The sequence below is a fragment of the Streptomyces sp. NPDC021096 genome (genome assembly GCF_040641275.1).
Taxonomy (GTDB): Bacteria; Actinomycetota; Actinomycetes; order Streptomycetales; family Streptomycetaceae; genus Streptomyces.
The window spans coordinates 39,496-56,090 of the sequence record NZ_JBFADG010000017.1; the positions used below are offsets into that span (position 1 = coordinate 39,496).

13 protein-coding genes are annotated in these 16,595 nt (G+C 73.0%); 9 read left to right on the forward strand and 4 right to left on the reverse strand.

Annotated elements, in window-relative coordinates:
• The first annotated feature begins 22 nt into the window (after positions 1–22).
• Positions 23–913 (forward strand): hypothetical protein, encoded by an 891-nt coding sequence (locus tag AB0G59_RS20855; RefSeq protein WP_360913601.1) that lies wholly within the window; start codon positions 23–25, stop codon positions 911–913.
• A gap of 10 nt (positions 914–923) precedes the next feature.
• On the opposite strand, the gene ctaD is transcribed toward AB0G59_RS20855, so the two are convergent.
• Complete coding sequence (gene ctaD / locus AB0G59_RS20860) at positions 924–2,606, reverse strand: cytochrome c oxidase subunit I (RefSeq protein ID WP_360913603.1); 1,683 nt, start codon at positions 2,604–2,606, stop codon at positions 924–926.
• Positions 2,607–3,108: 502 nt separating this feature from the next.
• Between ctaD and AB0G59_RS20865 the strand changes: the two genes are divergently transcribed.
• Positions 3,109–3,324 carry an I78 family peptidase inhibitor gene (locus AB0G59_RS20865; protein ID WP_360913605.1) on the forward strand — a complete coding sequence of 72 codons (216 nt, stop codon included), beginning with the start codon at positions 3,109–3,111 and terminating at the stop codon, positions 3,322–3,324.
• 89 nt (positions 3,325–3,413) lie between these two features.
• Here AB0G59_RS20865 and AB0G59_RS20870 read toward each other — a convergent pair whose 3' ends face one another.
• Positions 3,414–4,442, reverse strand: coding sequence for a phosphatase PAP2 family protein (locus AB0G59_RS20870; protein WP_360913607.1), 1,029 nt, complete (start codon positions 4,440–4,442; stop codon positions 3,414–3,416).
• Between the two features lie 262 nt (positions 4,443–4,704).
• A complete protein-coding gene (locus tag AB0G59_RS20875; RefSeq protein ID WP_360913609.1) occupies positions 4,705–5,889 on the reverse strand; it encodes a glycosyltransferase family 39 protein in 1,185 nt (394 codons plus the stop codon).
• A gap of 154 nt (positions 5,890–6,043) precedes the next feature.
• Here AB0G59_RS20875 and AB0G59_RS20880 point away from each other — a divergent pair, with 154 nt between their 5' ends.
• Both AB0G59_RS20880 and AB0G59_RS20885 read left to right on the forward strand, forming a co-directional pair.
• The gene (locus tag AB0G59_RS20880; protein ID WP_360913611.1) at positions 6,044–7,672 is read left to right on the forward strand and encodes an MFS transporter; all 1,629 of its coding nucleotides are present in this window, start codon (positions 6,044–6,046) and stop codon (positions 7,670–7,672) included.
• Positions 7,673–7,774: 102 nt separating this feature from the next.
• On the forward strand, positions 7,775–8,944 hold the full coding sequence (locus AB0G59_RS20885; RefSeq protein WP_360913613.1) for an acyl-CoA dehydrogenase family protein: 1,170 nt from the start codon (positions 7,775–7,777) through the stop codon (positions 8,942–8,944).
• Positions 8,945–9,095: 151 nt separating this feature from the next.
• Here AB0G59_RS20885 and sepF read toward each other — a convergent pair whose 3' ends face one another.
• On the reverse strand, positions 9,096–9,542 hold the full coding sequence (gene sepF, locus AB0G59_RS20890; protein WP_071964922.1) for a cell division protein SepF: 447 nt from the start codon (positions 9,540–9,542) through the stop codon (positions 9,096–9,098).
• 274 nt (positions 9,543–9,816) lie between these two features.
• Between sepF and AB0G59_RS20895 the strand changes: the two genes are divergently transcribed.
• The 5 genes from AB0G59_RS20895 to AB0G59_RS20915 all read left to right on the forward strand — a co-directional run bounded on the left by AB0G59_RS20895 (position 9,817) and on the right by AB0G59_RS20915 (position 16,560).
• Positions 9,817–11,070, forward strand: a complete 1,254-nt coding sequence (locus AB0G59_RS20895) for a DUF5685 family protein (protein ID WP_360913616.1) — start codon at positions 9,817–9,819, stop codon at positions 11,068–11,070.
• Between the two features lie 361 nt (positions 11,071–11,431).
• A complete protein-coding gene (locus AB0G59_RS20900) occupies positions 11,432–13,309 on the forward strand; it encodes an FAD/NAD(P)-binding protein (RefSeq protein WP_360913617.1) in 1,878 nt (625 codons plus the stop codon).
• Positions 13,310–13,412: 103 nt separating this feature from the next.
• Complete coding sequence (locus AB0G59_RS20905) at positions 13,413–14,462, forward strand: LLM class flavin-dependent oxidoreductase (RefSeq protein WP_360913619.1); 1,050 nt, start codon at positions 13,413–13,415, stop codon at positions 14,460–14,462.
• Positions 14,459–15,757: an NtaA/DmoA family FMN-dependent monooxygenase gene (locus AB0G59_RS20910; RefSeq protein WP_360913621.1), complete on the forward strand. Its 1,299-nt coding sequence runs from the start codon at positions 14,459–14,461 to the stop codon at positions 15,755–15,757. Before AB0G59_RS20905 ends, AB0G59_RS20910 begins: the two co-directional genes overlap by 4 nt.
• 5 nt (positions 15,758–15,762) lie before the next feature.
• The gene (locus AB0G59_RS20915) at positions 15,763–16,560 is read left to right on the forward strand and encodes a DUF1684 domain-containing protein (RefSeq protein ID WP_360913623.1); all 798 of its coding nucleotides are present in this window, start codon (positions 15,763–15,765) and stop codon (positions 16,558–16,560) included.
• Positions 16,561–16,595: the final 35 nt, after the last annotated feature.

Genomic DNA, 16,595 nt, shown 5'->3' on the forward strand with positions numbered 1-16,595 from the left:
CACCTCCGAGGAGTGCACCGACGTGTCTGCCCCTCCCCTGGCCTTCGGCGCGGAAAACCCCAGCGCCGACTGCATCGCCGATTCCGCGGGCGGACTCACCTTCGACCTCGACGCCCCCGGCAGCGCCGACGCCGCCGCCCACTGGTCCGCAGCCCTCGTGCTGCGCCGCCGTGGCAGCGCCCCGGCCGAGGCACCCGGCGACGCCGACGAGGTCCGTCTGCCGCTCGCGCCCAGCGGTGCCGGCCGGGTGCGCGCCGTCCTGCCCAGCACGGTCGCCCTCCCCGAAGGCCGCTGGGACGTCCACGTGGCCTGCGGCGAGGCCGCCCCGCAGCGGCTGCTGCCGGGCCTGGCCGACCTGCGCTCCCTGGTCGACCGCAGGCCCGGCCCCAGCACCTCGCCGCTGGCGGTCCGCATCCCGTACGCGACCAAGCACGGCAACCTCTCCCTGCGCAGCTGGCTGCGCGCCCCGCACGCCGAGGCGGGGGACGTGCTCGTCGAGGACTCCGGCATAACCGGCCACGGCAGCCTCTACCGGGTCGAGAACCCCGGCGCCTGGCTCGCCGGGGCCGTCGTCGAGGCCCGCTGCCGCCGCGCCCCCGAGCTGGTGCGCACCGCACCGGTCACCGCCGACGGCCAGGACTTCACCTTCGCCCTCTCCTACGCGCAGCTGTGCGAGGAGTGGCGGGGCGGACTGGACGTGTGGGACCTGTGGCTGCGCGGGCCGGAGGGCTCGCAGCCGGTCCGTATCGCCCGGATCCTGGACGATGTCGCCGACAAGAAGCAGATCTTCACCTACCCGGCGAAGCCCTACGCGGCCTCCTACGCCCCTGCCCGGGTGAGCCCGTACTACACGGTCGACAACGACCTCTCGATCAAGGTCGACGAGCGGCCGCCGGTGGCCGCCGCCCGGTAGCGCGCCCCGGTCACCGTGGGGTGGGTCCGGCCGCGGCGGGCGGCCGGTCCCGTGCCTGGACTTCCGGGTGGTGGAGGTCGAAGGCGGGGGACTCGGAGCGGACGCGGGGGAGCGTGAGGAAGTTGTGGCGGGGCGGCGGGCAGGTGGTCGCCCACTCCAGGGAGCGTCCGTAGCCCCACGGGTCGTCCGTGCCGACCTTCTCGCCGTACCGCGCGGTCTTCCAGATGTTGTAGAAGAACGGCAGGTTCGACAGGCCCAGCAGGAACGCGCCGATGGTGGAGAGCGTGTTGAGCGCGGTGAAGCCGTCGGCCGCCAGGTAGTCGGCGTAGCGGCGGGGCATGCCCTCGGTGCCCAGCCAGTGCTGGACGAGGAACGTGGTGTGGAAGCCGGCGAACAGGGTCCAGAAGTGGACCTTGCCCAGCCGCTCGTCCAGCATCTTCCCGGTGAACTTCGGCCACCAGAAGTAGAAGCCGGCGAACGTCGCGAACACCACCGTCCCGAACACCACGTAGTGGAAGTGCGCGACGACGAAGTAGGTGTCCGTGACGTGGAAGTCCAGCGGCGGCGACGCGAGGATCACCCCGGTCAGCCCGCCGAAGAGGAAGCTCACCAGGAACCCCACCGCCCACAGCATCGGCGTCTCGAAGGACAGCGAGCCCTTCCACATCGTGCCGATCCAGTTGAAGAACTTCACACCCGTCGGCACCGCGATCAGGAACGACATGAAGGAGAAGAACGGCAGCAGCACCGCGCCCGTCGCGAACATGTGGTGCGCCCAGACCACCACCGACAGGGCGGTGATGGTCATGGTGGCCCCGACCAGCGTCAGGTAGCCGAAGATCGGCTTGCGGGAGAACACCGGGATGATCTCGGTGATGATGCCGAAGAACGGCAGGGCGATGATGTAGACCTCGGGGTGGCCGAAGAACCAGAACAGGTGCTGCCACAGCAGCGCCCCGCCCCACTCGGCCTCGAAGACCACCGATCCGAACCGCCGGTCCGCCTCCAGGCAGAGCAGGGCCGCGGCCAGCACGGGGAAGGCCAGCAGGATCAGGATCGAGGTGAAGAGCACGTTCCAGGTGAAGACCGGCATCCGGAACATCGTCATCCCGGGGGCCCGCATGCCGATGACGGTGGTCAGGAAGTTGACCGCGCCGAGGATCGTGCCGAAGCCGGACAGCGCCAGCCCCATGATCCACATATCGGTGCCGATGCCGGGGGAGCGGGCCATGCTGCTCAGCGGCGCGTAGCCGGTCCAGCCGAAGGTCGCGCCGCCCTGCGGCATCAGCAGGCTCGCCACCACGATCAGGCCGCCGAAGAGGTAGAGCCAGTACGAGAACATGTTCAGCCGGGGGAACGCCACGTCCGGCGAGCCGATCTGCAGCGGCATGATCGCGTTGGCGAAGCCGGCGAAGGCCGGGGTGGCGAACAGCAGCAGCATGATCGTGCCGTGGGCGGTGAACGCCTCGTTGAACTGCTCGTTGGTCATCAGCTGCAGGCCCGGGCGGGCCAGTTCCGCGCGCATCAGCATGGCCAGCAGACCGGCGGCGAGGAAGAAGCCGAACGACGTGATCAGGTAGAGGTGGCCGATCTTCTTGTGGTCGGTGGTCGTCAGCCAGTCCACGACGATCCGGCCGGGCCGCCGGGCTCCGGCCGGATCCGCTGCGGTGGTCTCCGCGGTCCCGGTCCCCATCCGTGCCCCCTCGCTGTCGGCCCACACGGGCTACTCGTGCACAGGTGCTCTCTCGGGTATCGCCATGATGCTCCGCCGGGAGCACACCGCGCGAGGGTGCCTCCCCGACACCGCGTCAAACCGGAGCCCGTGGACGGCGAGTGATGTCCCGGAACTTTATATTCCGGGTGCGCCGGGCCCCGGGTGCCGGACGCCGGGGAATTCGCCCCGGGATCAATAACGCACCAAAGTGGATCAATATCCCGGCGGGCCCGGACCCGGTAATTCTAGGTGCGGGGAGCCCGGTTAGCGGCTCCGTTCCGGAACGGACAGGTGAATTCACCGCAGAGGTTTTGCGCAAGCGCTGGGGAGAAATCGGAGTGCCCGCACGGGTGAGGTCTTCCGGGTCAAACCCCGACGGGTCTTCTGTGACAGAAGCGTGACCAGTGGCGCCTTGGGCGGGGTTCCGCGCCCGGGCGGCCCCGGCTTCCGCCGCCGCGCGGCGCCGCCTACGGTGGCTGCCATGGCACCTCTTCCCCACCTCCCCAGCGAGCCCGACGACGACACCGGGGCCTACGTCGGCCTCCCCGAGGAAGCGGCCGCCGTCCGCGCGCGGGCCCTCGGCTGGACGGACGTACGGGCCCTGCCGCCCGGCGCGATCATCACCATGGAGTACCGGATCGGCCGACTGAACTTCGAGGTCCGCGACGGCGTCGTGGAGCGCTGCTGGAAGGGCTGACCCGGCGGGCGGCGCACGGCCGTGACACGACGGAAGGCGGCCCCGGGGATTCCGGGGCCGCCTTCACGTCATGGTGCGGTACGGGGCCGTCAGTTCCCGGCGGCGCGGCCGCGGCCGGCGCCGGGGCCCAGCGGCGAGGTGCGCGGCGCACGGTCGGCGTGCGGCGGCCGGCGGCTGCCGGTGGGGGTGACCGGCGTCCGCTCGGAGCGTGCGGTGTGCGGCCGGGGTGACAGGTGCGGTCTGCCGTCGGCGACGCGGACCGAGGCCCCGGCGCCCTGGCGGCTGCCCGCCGCCACCGGTTCGAGGACGGGCAGTTCGTCGTCGACCGGGCCGCGCGGAGCGCCCAGCGGGACGGAGGCGGCCACCGGGACGGCGGCCGGGACGAGCGTGCGGCGCCCGCGCAGCCGCTGCCAAAGGCCCAGCAGCCAGGCATCGGTGCGGGCCATGAGCGGCTCGAACCAGGGCAGGACCAGCAGCACCAGCAGGCCCGCGGTCCAGCCCAGGGTCACATCGCTCATCCAGTGCGTGCCCAGGTAGACCGTCGTCATCCCGACGCCGAGGGCCAGCATCGCGGCGGCCACCGAGGCGATCCGGCGGGCGCGCGGCGTGGTGGCCAGATAGGCGAGGACGCCCCAGGTCACCACGGCGTTGGCGGTGTGACCGGAGGGGAATATGTCGCCGCCGGCGAACATCTCGTTCGAGCCGACGGTGGTGGCGTAGTGCGGGCCGAGCCGGCCCATGCCTATCTTGGCGGCGCCCACGGTCGCGTTGAGCAGCAGCAACGACGTGCCGAGCACCAGCAGCGGACGCAGGGTCCTGTGCTTGTACGTGCACCAGCCCAGCCAGGCCGCCACGGCCACCGCGGTCGGGCCGCGCTGGCCCAGGACCACGAAGTAGTCGAGGAAGGCATGGATCTCCGGCCACTGCTTGTACGGCCGGAAGAGCATGACCTGCCAGTCGAACCGCACCGGCCAGGACGTGGTGACCACGCCGACCACGATCGCCGCGTAGACCACGGAGGTCGCGGCAAAGATCCCCAGGCGGGTACGGGTCATCCGCGGCCGCACGGGCTCGGTCGGGTGCTCCTCCACGGGGACGAGCTCGTCATCGGTACGCACTCAATCGACGTTACATTGCGTGACGGGAGGCTTAGGCCGTTCGGGGCTCTTTGTGATGACGATGTGATGTGGAATGCGTCTCAATCGTGGCGGAGGCTCAGGTTTGAAACGCCGGAATAAGAAACAGCTAAAGAATCGTCAGCACTCCGGGACAAGGGGCCGGACCGCTTTAATTCCATTCCGTACGAAGGCGTTTATCGGCGATTGGCCGAGGAGTTTCACGGCGTTTTCCGCCGGTCCGCCGCGCGCCCCGAAAATATGATCATGGGGGTCCGGAGCCGTGCAGCCAGAACGCGCCGTAGACGGCCGACGCAAGTGCGACGACGCTCACCACCGACACCGCGCGTACCGTGCGTAGCCGGGCCAGCGCCGCCGCCAGGGGTAGCAGCAGCGGGAAGGCGGGCATCATCAGCCGCGGCTTGGAGCCGAAGTACCCCTTGGCGGTCAGCGCCAGCAGCAGGACCGTGCCCGTGAAGACCAGCAGCGGCAGCGGCTGCCCCTGCCGCACCCCGGCCCGGTACAGCACGAGCACCAAGGCGACGCCGGCCAGCAGGCCCAGGCCTGCCGGGAACGCCGGGCCCGCCAGCCGCTCCCAGACGAAGGAGCCGAAGGCCAGCCCGCCGTCGAAGCCGTTGCCCCAGCCGCCCTGCACGTCCAGATAGCCGGTGACGCTGCCGGTGCGCGCCCCGACCCAGGCGAAGTACGCCAGCCAGCCCAGGGGCGCCAGCGCCACGCCGAGCAGCACGCGCGGCAGCGGCGGCCGCCGGTCCGGTGCGCGGCGCGCCCGCAGCAGGGCCACCGCCGCCGTGATCCACACGGCCGCGACCACCGCCGCCCCCACCGGCCGGGTCAGCCCGGCCAGCGCGGCGAACGCCCCGGCCCACACCCAGCGCCCGGTGAGCAGGCAGTACAGGCTCCACGCCGCCAGCGCCGTGAAGAGCGACTCCGAGTACGCCATCGACTGCACCACGCCGACCGGCAGGGCCGCCCACAGCACCACGAGCGCCACACCCGTCCGCCGCCCGTACAGGTGATCGCCGACCGCGAAGATCCCCCACGCCGCGCACAGCGACGCGACGGCGGAGACCACCAGCCCCGCGTCGGGCACCGACAGCGGGAGGACGGCCGACAGCAGCCGCTCCAGCCATGGCAGCAGTGGGAAGAACGCCATGTCGGAGTGGACCTTGCCACCCGGGAGGTGGAGGGTGTAGCCGTATCCCTGCTCGGCGATGCGGGCGTACCAGATGGAGTCCCAGCGCGCCGAGAGAAGGTGCCGCGCCCCCTTGCCGTCCGCCAGCCCCCACAGGGCGAGCGCCACGACGCCCAGCGCCCGCACCGCCGCGAACAGCAGCAGGGCGGGGACGGCGCGGCGCAGCGCGGCGCGGCCGCGGGGCGCCGCGGCCGCCGCGCCGGGGGCTATGCCGGAGGGGGTGGCGAGATCGGTCATCGGTCGATTGTCCCAGCCCCGCGACGTGAGGCGGGCCACGTGGCTTCCTGCGGGACTCGCGTACTCTGTCGACTCACTCGCCCCTCGACTCCGCCGGGGCCCCATAGTTTCCAGGCCATCGGCGGCCGCGAGCGCACGACACGGAGGTGTGTGGATGTCCGGGACGACCACCGCCGGCCCCCGACGGCCGGTCGGCGTTCCCCGGCAGCGGCCACGGCCGCGCCGCGCGGACGGATACGGTCCCGCCGGTGCCAACCGCTGGGCCGTGCTCGTCGTCCTCTGCGTCAGCCTGCTCCTCGTCGCCGTCGACGCCACCGTGCTGCACGTCGCGGTGCCGGCCGTCACCGAGGACCTGCGGCCGTCGGCGATACAGCTGCTGTGGATCGTCGACGTCTACCCGCTCGTCTGCGCCTCGCTGCTCATCCTCTTCGGCACCCTCGGCGACCGCGTCGGCCGCCGCCGCGTGCTGCTGTTCGGCTACGCGCTCTTCGGCGTGGCCTCGGCGCTGGCCGCCCTCGCGACGGCTCCCGAGGTCCTGATCGCCGCCCGGGCCCTGCTCGGCGTCGGCGGTGCGATGATCATGCCGGCGACGCTGTCCATCCTCCGGCAGGTCTTCCCCGACCGCCGGGAGCGTGCGGTGGCCATCGGCGTGTGGAGCGCGGTGGCGGCGGTGGGTGCGGCGGTCGGACCGCTGCTCGGCGGCTTCCTGCTGGAGCACTTCTGGTGGGGCTCGGTCTTCCTCATCAACATTCCGCTGATGGCGGTCAGCCTCCCCATCGGACGCTGGTTGCTGCCCGAGTCGACCGGCGACCGCAACGGACCGTGGGACGTGCTCGGCGCGCTGATGGCGGCGTTCGGGCTGTTCGGCGTCGTCTACGGCGTCAAGCGGGTCGGCGGAGCCGACGCGCTCTCCCTGGGCACGGTCGTCCCGGCGGCCCTCGGGGCCGCTCTGATCGTCCTCTTCGTACGGCGGCAGCGCCGGCGCGAGCACCCGCTGGTCGACCTGGCGATGTTCACCCGGCCCGCGTTCGGCACGTCCGTGGGCTGCATCGTGCTGGCCATGCTGGCGCTGGTCGGGCTGGAGCTCGTCGCCGCCCAGTATTTGCAGCTCGTGCTCGGCCTCACCCCGCTCGAGACGGGCCTGCGGCTGCTGCCGCTCACGCTCGCCGCGATGGCGGCGGGGCTGGCCGGCTCCCGGGTGCTGCACCGCTTCGGACCGCGCACCATGGTCGCGGCCGGGTTCGTGCTGACGGCGATGGCGGTGCTCTCGCTGACCGTCATGGGCCGCGAGGACCGGCCCGTCGCCCTCGTCGTGGGTTTCGTCCTGCTCGGCTTCGGCCTGGAGACCACGCTCTTCGGGGCGTACGAGTCCATGCTGAGCGAGGCCCCCGCGGAGTCGGCGGGCGGCGCGGCGGCGATCGGCGAGACCTCCTACCAGCTCGGTGCGGGCATGGGCATCGCCCTGCTCGGCAGCGTCATGAACGCCGCGTACGCACCGGGCGTGGCCGCGGTGCCGGGGGTGCCGAGCGCGGCGGGCACCGCGGCGAGGCACTCGCTGGGGGAGGCGTACGACGTCGCCGACCGGCTCGGCGGCCCCGCGGGTGCGGCCCTGCGGGCCGCGGCACGGGACTCCTTCGTCCACGGCCTCCATCTCACCCTGGCCGTCAGCGCCGCACTGCTCCTGCTCGGCGCCTTCGCCGCACTGCGCCTGCCGCGCGTCGCGGCCGACGCCGACGCGTCCCCCGCGGCGGTGGCCCCGCCGGGCGGGGTGCCCGCGGCCTGAGGCGGCGCCGGACCGGCCGCCGCCGGGTCTGGACGCCGGGGGTTACCCGGTCGTAGCGTCGGTGGTGACCGATGATCACCCCGCGCCCGGCCGGAGGCTGACGTGTTCGACCCGCATGATCCGCTCGGCATCGACGATCTCCTGACCGACGAGGACCGCGCGGTGCGCCAGACCATGCGCGCCTGGGCGGCGGACCGTGTGCTGCCGTACATCGCCGAGTGGTACGAGAGCGGCGAACTGCCCGTCATCCGTGAACTCGCCCGCGAGCTCGGCTCCCTCGGTGCCCTCGGCATGCAGCTCACCGGCTACGGCTGCGCGGGCGCGAGCGCCGTCCAGTACGGGCTGGCGTGCCTGGAGGTGGAGGCCGCCGACTCCGGCATCCGCTCCCTGGTCTCCGTGCAGGGCTCCCTCGCGATGTACGCCATCCACCGCTTCGGCTCCGAGGAGCAGAAGCAGCGCTGGCTGCCGGGGATGGCGGCCGGTGAGATCATCGGCTGCTTCGGTCTGACCGAGCCCGATCACGGCTCGGACCCCGCCGGCATGCGCACCTATGCCAAGCGCGACGCCGGTGGCGACTGGGTGCTGACCGGGCGCAAGATGTGGATCACCAATGGCTCGGTGGCCGGGGTGGCCGTCGTCTGGGCGCAGACTGACGCCGGGATCAGGGGATTCCTCGTGCCCACCGACAGCCCCGGCTTCTCCGCCCCGGACATCAAGCACAAGTGGTCGCTGCGCGCCTCGGTCACCAGCGAGCTGGTCCTGGACGAGGTGCGGCTGCCCGCCGACGCCGTGCTGCCGGAGGCCACCGGGCTGCGGGGGCCGCTGGGCTGTCTGAACCACGCGCGGTACGGGATCGTGTGGGGAGCGATGGGCGCGGCCCGCACCTGCTTCGAGTCGGCGCTCGACTACGCGCGGACGCGGGAGCAGTTCGGCAGGCCCATCGGCGGTTTCCAGCTGACGCAGGCCAAGCTGGCCGACATGGCGGTGGAGCTGCACAAGGGCGTTCTGCTCGCCCACCATCTGGGGCGGCGGCTGGATGCGGGACGGCTGCGGCCGGAACAGGTGAGCTTCGGGAAGCTGAACAATGTGCGGGAGGCGATCGAGATCAGCCGTACGGCCCGCACGGTCCTGGGTGCCAACGGGATCTCGCTGGAGTACCCCGTGATGCGGCATGCGACGAACCTGGAATCGGTGCTGACGTACGAGGGCACCGTGGAGATGCACCAGCTGGTGCTGGGCAAGGCACTCACCGGTCTCGACGCGTTCCGGTAAGCCCCCGCCCAGTCGGCCCTCCGGGGGGCGACCCCCGGACCCCCGGCCGTCAGCTCTGGTTGCTGTGTCTACCCGGGGGCGACCCCCGGACCCCCGGCCGTCAGCTCTGGTTGCTGTGTCTACCCGGGGGCGACCCCCGGACCCCCGGCCGTCAGCTCTGGTTGAAGAAGCCGCCGTTCGCGCGGCCGGGCTGCTCGCCGCTGACGACCTTGTAGTCGGCCGGGGTGAGCAGGAACACGCGGTTGGCCACCCGCTCGATCGAGCCGCGCAGGCCGAAGGTCAGGCCGGCCGCGAAGTCCACGACCCGCTTGGCGTCGCTGGGCTCCATGCCGGTGAGGTTGACGATCACCGGGACGCCCGCCCGGAACAGCTCGCCGATGCCCCGGGCGTCCCGGAAGCCGTCCGGGGTGACCGTGGCGATGCGGGTGCCCTGTTCCTGTGCGACCTCGTCGGCCACACGCACCTTCGGGTTGGTCACCCAGGAGTCGCCGGGCTCGGGCCCTTCGTCCGAGTCCTCTTCGTAGCCGCCGTAGTAGCGCTCGTCATCGCTGTCGTCGACGAGGCCAAGCCAGGCACTCGCCTTGCGCACCGATCCCATGGACGCCTCCTCTCACACGCGGTGTGTTCCGCCCGCTCCTCTATGGTCGTCCATGATGCGGATGATGTGCCAAGTGGATGGCGGCCATGCGGGGATTTCGTGACGCATCTGGTGCAAAGCGGGTGGCGGTGCGTCAGAAACCCCTGTTAGTTGGCCGCAGGCGCTGGACCTGGGCATATGCGGCATGGTTCTAGGGAGCGGGCTCCGGCCCAGCTCGATTGTCCCCGGTGAATAGGATGCCCGGGCACATCGACACCACACACGGGGGCACGTTTTGTTCGGGATCATCAGGCCATGCCGTCATCGGCTGTCCGAGAGCATGCGAACCGAGTGGATGGCCCATCTCTGCGGCCTCTGCCTGGCACTGAAGGGCGATCACGGGCAGTTTGCTCGAATAGCCACCAACTACGACGGGCTGGTCATATCGGTGCTCGTCGAGGCGCAGTCGTCGCCCGCCGAGGGTGCCGACTCCTGGCGGCGCACGGCGGGGCCCTGCCCGTTGCGCGGGATGCGCTCCGCGCCCGTGGCGCAGGGCGAGGGCGCCCGGTTGGCCGCTTCGGTATCGCTCGTACTGGCGTCCGCGAAGATGCGCGACCATGTCGCCGACGGCGACGGGATGTTGGCGCGCCGCCCGGTCGCGGCGGCGGCGCGCAGGGTGGCCGCCAGGTGGGACCGTGCGGGCGCCCGTACGGGGACGGAACTCGGCTTCGACACGGCCGTTCTGGTCGACGCCGTCGAACGGCAGGCCGGGATCGAGGCGCTGGCCCGGACGGGCACCTCGCTGCTGGAGGTGACCGAGCCCACCGAGACGGCCACCGCGGCCGCCTTCGCCTATACGGCCGTTCTGGCCGGACGGCCCGCCAACCGGGCGCCGCTGGAGGAGGCGGGCCGGCTCTTCGGACGCCTCGCCCATCTGCTGGACGCCGTCGAGGACCTGGACGAGGACACCCGCACCGGGGCCTGGAACCCCATCGCCGCCACGGGCACCGAACTCACCGAGGTGCGGCGGCTGTGCGACGACGCGGTGCACGGGGTGCGGCTGGCGCTGCGCGAGGTCGACTTCGCGAGCAAGGCGCAGGGCAGGCTGGCGCACATCCTGCTGGCGCACGAGCTGGAACGTTCCGTCGACCGGGCGTTCGCCGACGGGGGTTGTGCGGTGCCCGGGCAGCACGAACACCGCCCCGGCCACGAGGCGGAGGGCTCGTACGGTCCGTACGGCGCACCCCCGATGCCCCCGCCGCCCGCGCCGCCGGGGCCGCCCCGGGGCGGGCGGCGGCGCGGGCTGATCGCCGGATGCGTCGTGTGGACCGGGCTGTTCTGCACCGGTCAGGTGTGCTGCAAGGACCCCTACCACGACCCGTGGGACGGGCGGCCGCGCGAGGGCTGGTGTGCCAAGTGCTGTGATTCCTGCGGTGACTGTTGCGACTGCGGGGAGTGCTGCAACTGCTGCAACTGCTGTGGCGAGGGTGGTGGTGAAGGCGGCGGTTGCTGTGACGGCTGCGACTGTGGTTGCGACTGCGGCTGCTGAAAGCGCGAGGGGAGGGCGCGGCTGAACTGCCGCGCGGAGGAAGGCAGCGGGGCCGCGCGCGGACGAGCGCGCGGCGGGGGAGCGGGGTCAGCCCGTACAGGAGGCGGACCACACCCGACCGAAGTCGATGTGGTCGCGGGTGACCAGCCGCTGCCGTGGACGCATAAACCAAGTGGAGCAGCCATCCGTTTGTGCGTCAACCGAGTTGGGCGCGGGTGCCCACAGTGTGGACATCCGCATGGACAGGGTTGACAGTGGGCCGCTGCTCCGGATTAGCCTCGGCCCAGGTCGTGCTGAGGGGCGCGGCCCATGTGAAGGCAGCACGTCCCGTGTTCGATCCCCGCATCCACGGAGCCTTCGCATGCCCGCGTCCCCTGTTCCGCACACCCCTGACGTCCACGGCCCCGCGCCCTCCCTCGCCATCGTCGGCGCGGGCCCGCGCGGCACCTGCCTCGTCGAACGGATCGCCGCCAACGCGCCCGAACTCCTCGGCGGCGCCCGGCTCGACCTGCACATCGTGGACCCGTACCCGCCCGGCGGCGGCCGCGTCTGGCGGCACGACCAGTCGCCGCTGCTGTGGATGAACTCCATGGCCGAGGACGTCACCATGTACTCCGACGCCTCCGTCGAGCAGGAGGGCCCGGTACGGAACGGCCCCTCCCTCGCCACCTGGGCGGCCCGCTTCCGCGACGGTGACGAAACGATCCGGCTGGACCCGCCGACCGCCGCCGAGGCCCGCCGGTTAGGCCCCCGGGACTTCGCCGGCCGCCGGCTGCAGAGCGCCTATCTGTCCTGGGTGTACCGGCGCGCGGTCGCCGCCCTGCCGAGCGGCGTCACCGTCCACGAACACCGCCGCCGGGCCCTGCGGCTCTCCGGCCCCCGCGAGGGCCGGCAACTGCTGTGGCTCCAGGGGCGCCCCCGCCCCCTCGTCGCCGACATCGTCGTCCTCGCCCTGGGCCACCTCGACGCCGAGCCCGAACCCGGCGAACAGGCCCTCGCCGCCTTCGCGGCCACCCACGGACTCACCTACCTGCCGCCCCAGTTCACCGCCGACAGCGACCTGGAGGGCCTCCGCCCCGGCGAAGCGGTCCTCGTCCGCGGCTTCGGCCTCGCCTTCATCGACCTCATGGCCCTGCTCACCGAAGGAAGGGGAGGCCGCTTCAGCGCCGGCGCCACCGGGACCGGTGCGCTCACCTACCACCCCTCCGGGCAGGAGCCCGTCCTGCACGTCGGGTCGCGGCGCGGCGTCCCGTACCGTGCCAAGACCGGCTACACCTGGCACGGCGAACTCCCCCCGCTGCCCCGCTTCCTGGGCCCCGACCGGATCGAGGAGCTGGGAGGCCGCCCGGGCCCCCTCGACTACCGCCGCGACATCCGGCCCCTCGTCGAGAAGGAACTGGGCTTCGCCCACTACCACCGCCTGTTCACCGCCCACCCGGCCCGTACCCGCGCCGCCTGGCCCGACTTCGAGGAGAAGTACGCCGCCTGCGCCCCCGGCAGCGCCGAACTCGACGTCCTGGTCTCCTCCTCCGTACCCGACCCGGCCGACCGGCTCGACCTCGACGCGCTCGACACTCCGCTCGCCGGGCTGCGCTTCCCCGACGGGGACGCGCTGCAGGACGCCCTGCGCGCCCACATCGAGGCCGACCTCGCCCGCCGCCACAACCCCTGCCACAGCCCCGACCTCGCCGTCTTCCTCGCCCTGCTCTCCGTCTACGGCCAGCTCGCCGGGCTCGGGGACACCGGCGCCGAGTGGCCCGGGTTCTTCAGCTACCTCGCCTCCGGGCCGCCCGGCCCCCGGCTTCGGCAGCTGCTCGCGCTCTCCCGCGCCGGGGTGGTGCGGTTCCTCGGCGCGGACACCACCGTCGACACCGATCCGCGGCGCGGGACGTTCCTGGCCCGCAGCGCGAGCGTGCCCGGCCGGACGGTCGAGGCCAGGGCCCTCGTCGAGGCCCGGCTGCCCGCCCCCACCGTCGCCCGCTCCCGCGACCCCCTGCTGCGCGGGCTCCGCACCGAGGTGAGCGTCACGCCGGCCGGGCTGCTCGCCGTGCATCCCGGGGACGGCCGCGTCCTGGGGCGCGACGGGCGGCCGCATCCGCGGCGGTTCGCGCTCGGGCCGCATACCGATGCGCGGTCGGCGGGGGCGTTTGCCCGGCCGGGGTCCAATGCCGTGGCCTTTCGGCAAAACGATGCCGTGGTGCGTAGGGCGCTTCGCGCCCTGTCTCAGCCTTTGCGCTGAGGGCGGTCGTTTTCTGCAGGTCCGTTGTGCCCACCCTCCCCCAGCTACCGCTGGGAGGTGCCCCCAGCCCTACGGAACGACTGCCCACAACTAGGGATTCCTTATGACTGAACCCACTCGTCCCCTGCATCTTGCCGTCGCCGTCGATCGGCCTGGTGTGTTCGATGTCGGGGCGTATCTCGATGCCGTGCGGCTTGCCGAGCGGGGGTGTTTCGACTTTGTCACCCTCGGCGACTCCTTCGGGCCGCCCGTCGGCGGGGCCGGGCGGCTCGACGCGCTCGCCGTGCTCGCCAGGCTCGCGCCCGCCACCGGCCGGATCGGGCTGGTGCCCACCGTCACCACCACCCACACCGAGCCCTTCCACGTCTCCTCCGCCGTCGCCACCCTCGACTGGGTGAGCCGGGGGCGCGCCGGCTGGACCGTGGGGGTGTCCCCCGGTCAGGACGAGGCCCGCGCCTTCGGCCGGCGTGCCGCGCCGCCCGCCGACGTCCTGTGGCACGAGGCGGGAGCGGTCGCCGACGTCGTCACCCGGCTCTGGGACAGCTGGGAGGACGACGCCGAGATCCGCGACGCGGCCACCGGCCGCTTCATCGACCGCGACAAGCTGCACTACGTCGACTTCGCCGGCCCCGGCTTCGGCGTGCGCGGCCCCGCCATCGTGCCCCGGCCGCCGCAGGGCCACCCCGTGACCGCCGTCGACGCCACCGCCGTGCTGCCCCGGGAGGCCGCCGCCCGGTACGCCGACGTCGCCTACGTCCGCACCGGCCCCGCCCCCGACGCCCGCGCCGTCCGTTCGCTGCGCGCCGCCCGCGAGGACCTGCGCCGCCGCGCCCGCGCCCACGGCCGCGACCCGGGAAGCGCCGGGGGCCGGATCGTCGTCCTGGCCTCCCTGCCCGTCGCACTGCACACCGCCGCCGACGCCGTCGCCCTCGCCGACCTCGTCGCCGGCTGGTACGCCGACGGCGTGGCCGACGGCTTCCACTTCCGGCCCACCGACCCGGACCGGGACCTGGCCCTGCTCGTCGACGGCACCGTGCCCGTGCTGCAGCACCGCGGCCTGCTGCGCGTCTTCTACCCGGGCGGCACCCTGCGCGAGCACCTGTGCCTGCCCCGCCCGGCCAACCGCTACGCCCCCACGAAGGAGACGGCATGACCGCACGCAGGCGGCTGCACCTCGCCGCGCACTTCCCCGGCGTCAACCACACCACCGTCTGGCAAGAACCGCGCGCCGGAAGCCAGATCGACTTCGCCTCCTTCGAGCACCTCGCCCGCACCGCCGAGCGCGGCCTGTTCGACTTCTTCTTCCTCGCCGAGGGGCTACGGCTGCGCGAGCACAAGGGAAAGGTCCACGACCTGGACGTCGTCGGCCGCCCCGAGTCGCTCACCGTGCTCAGCGCACTGGCCGCCGTCACCGACCACCTCGGCCTGGCCGCCACCGTCAACGCCACCTTCAACGAGCCCTACGAACTCGCCCGCCGCCTCGCCTCCCTGGACCACCTCAGCGGCGGCCGCGCGGCCTGGAACGTCGTCACCTCCTCCGACGCCTTCACCGGGGAGAACTTCCGGCGCGGCGGCTACCTCGGCCACGCCGACCGCTACACCCGCGCCGCCGAGTTCGTCGCCACCGCCCGCGAACTGTGGGACTCCTGGACACCCGGAGGCGCCCCGCGCCCCTTCGCCCACCACGGGCGGCACTTCTCCGTCTCCGGGACGTTCGACGTGGGGCGCAGCCCGCAGGGCCACCCCGTCGTCATCCAGGCGGGCGACTCCGACGAGGGCCGGGAGTTCGCCGCCTCCTCCGCCGACGTCGTCTTCTGCCGGTACGGCACGCTCGAGGCCGGCCGCGCCTTCTACGCCGACGTCAAGCGCCGGCTCGCCGCGTACGGCCGGGCCCCCGGCGACCTGAAGATCATGCCGGGGGTGACCTTCGTCCTCGGCGACACCGCCGCCGAGGCCCAGGAGAAGGCCGCCGAGATCCGCAGGCAGCAGATATCCCCGCAGACCGCCCTGCTGATGCTGGAACAGGTCTGGGGCCGCGACCTGTCCTCCTACGACCCCGACGGTCCGCTGCCGGAGAGCGACCCCGACCCGACGGGGGTCGTGGCCCAGGGCCGGGTCCGGCACGGCGACCCGCTCGCCATCGCCGCCCGGTGGCGCGCCCTGTCGGAGGCCAAGGGGCTCTCCATCCGGCAGACCGTGATCGAGACGACCGGCCGGCAGACCTTCGTCGGCACCCCGGGACAGGTGGCCGCCGGGCTCGCGGAGTTCGTGGCCGAGGACGCCGCCGACGGCTTCATCCTCGTCCCCCACCTCACCCCCGGCGGACTCGACGACTTCGTCGACCGCGTGGTGCCCCTGCTCCAGGAGCGTGGCGTGTTCCGCACGGAGTACGCGGGCCCGACGCTCCGCGAGCACCTCGGGCTGCCGCTGCCCGTATGGAAGGGTTGACCGGCATGAGCACGAGTGAGGCGCAACGACAGTGGCAGGCGTGGCGCGAGCAGCGCACCGAGACGGTCTCGGCCCCCTACGGGCCGCTCGCCCTCACCGGTACGCACTGGCTGGGCGATGTCCCGGACGGTCGGATCCCGGCCATCCCCGGCCACTGGACCGCGCGTCCCGGGGACGGCGGCGGTGTGCTGCTGACGGCCGGTCCCGAGGACGGGCTGACCCTGGACGGGCGGCCGCTGGAGGGCGAGGCGCTGCTGCGCCCCGACAGCGGCCCGGCCACCGCCCGCCTCGCGCACGGCGCCCGGAAGCTGCTGGTCATGCGCCGCGAAGGGCAGTGGGCACTCCGCGTCTACGACCCGGAGTCGGCGGGCCGCCGGGCGTTCGCCGGCATCGACGCCTTCGACCACGACGAGCGCTGGGCGCTGCCCGGGGTGTTCCGCCCGTACGAGCGGGAGCGCACGATCGCGGTGGAGAACGCCGACGGGCTCAGGCGCGGGCTGGACCTCGCCGGTGAACTGGCCTTCGGCGTCGGCGGCGAGGAGTACACGCTGCAGGTCTCGGCGGAGGCGGACGGGGCGATGTGGGCCGTCTTCGCCGACGGCACCAGCGGCGTCTCCAGCTACCGCTTCCGCTTCCTCAAGCCCCCGCCGCCCGCGGCCGACGGGAGCGTGAGCGTCGACTTCAACCGCGCGGTGCTGCCGCCGTGCGCCTTCGCCGACCACTTCATCTGCCCCTTCCCGCCGCCCGGCAACAGGCTGCCGTTCGACGTCCCGGCGGGGGAGCGGAACCTGCGCACGCGCTGACGCGTCGAAGCGGCGAGCGGGACCGCCTCCTGCGC

What these genes read in the sequence shown, in the direction of transcription:
- AB0G59_RS20875 (WP_360913609.1), bottom strand. Translation starts at nt 5,889, where the DNA reads ATGACCGATCTCGCCACCCCCTCCGGCATAGCCCCCGGCGCGGCGGCC.
- AB0G59_RS20915 (WP_360913623.1), top strand. Translation starts at nt 15,763, where the DNA reads ATGAGCACGAGTGAGGCGCAACGACAGTGGCAGGCGTGGCGCGAGCAG.
- AB0G59_RS20910 (WP_360913621.1), top strand. Translation starts at nt 14,459, where the DNA reads ATGACCGCACGCAGGCGGCTGCACCTCGCCGCGCACTTCCCCGGCGTC.
- ctaD (WP_360913603.1), bottom strand. Translation starts at nt 2,606, where the DNA reads ATGGGGACCGGGACCGCGGAGACCACCGCAGCGGATCCGGCCGGAGCC.
- AB0G59_RS20865 (WP_360913605.1), top strand. Translation starts at nt 3,109, where the DNA reads ATGGCACCTCTTCCCCACCTCCCCAGCGAGCCCGACGACGACACCGGG.
- sepF (WP_071964922.1), bottom strand. Translation starts at nt 9,542, where the DNA reads ATGGGATCGGTGCGCAAGGCGAGTGCCTGGCTTGGCCTCGTCGACGAC.
- AB0G59_RS20905 (WP_360913619.1), top strand. Translation starts at nt 13,413, where the DNA reads ATGACTGAACCCACTCGTCCCCTGCATCTTGCCGTCGCCGTCGATCGG.
- AB0G59_RS20880 (WP_360913611.1), top strand. Translation starts at nt 6,044, where the DNA reads ATGTCCGGGACGACCACCGCCGGCCCCCGACGGCCGGTCGGCGTTCCC.
- AB0G59_RS20900 (WP_360913617.1), top strand. Translation starts at nt 11,432, where the DNA reads ATGCCCGCGTCCCCTGTTCCGCACACCCCTGACGTCCACGGCCCCGCG.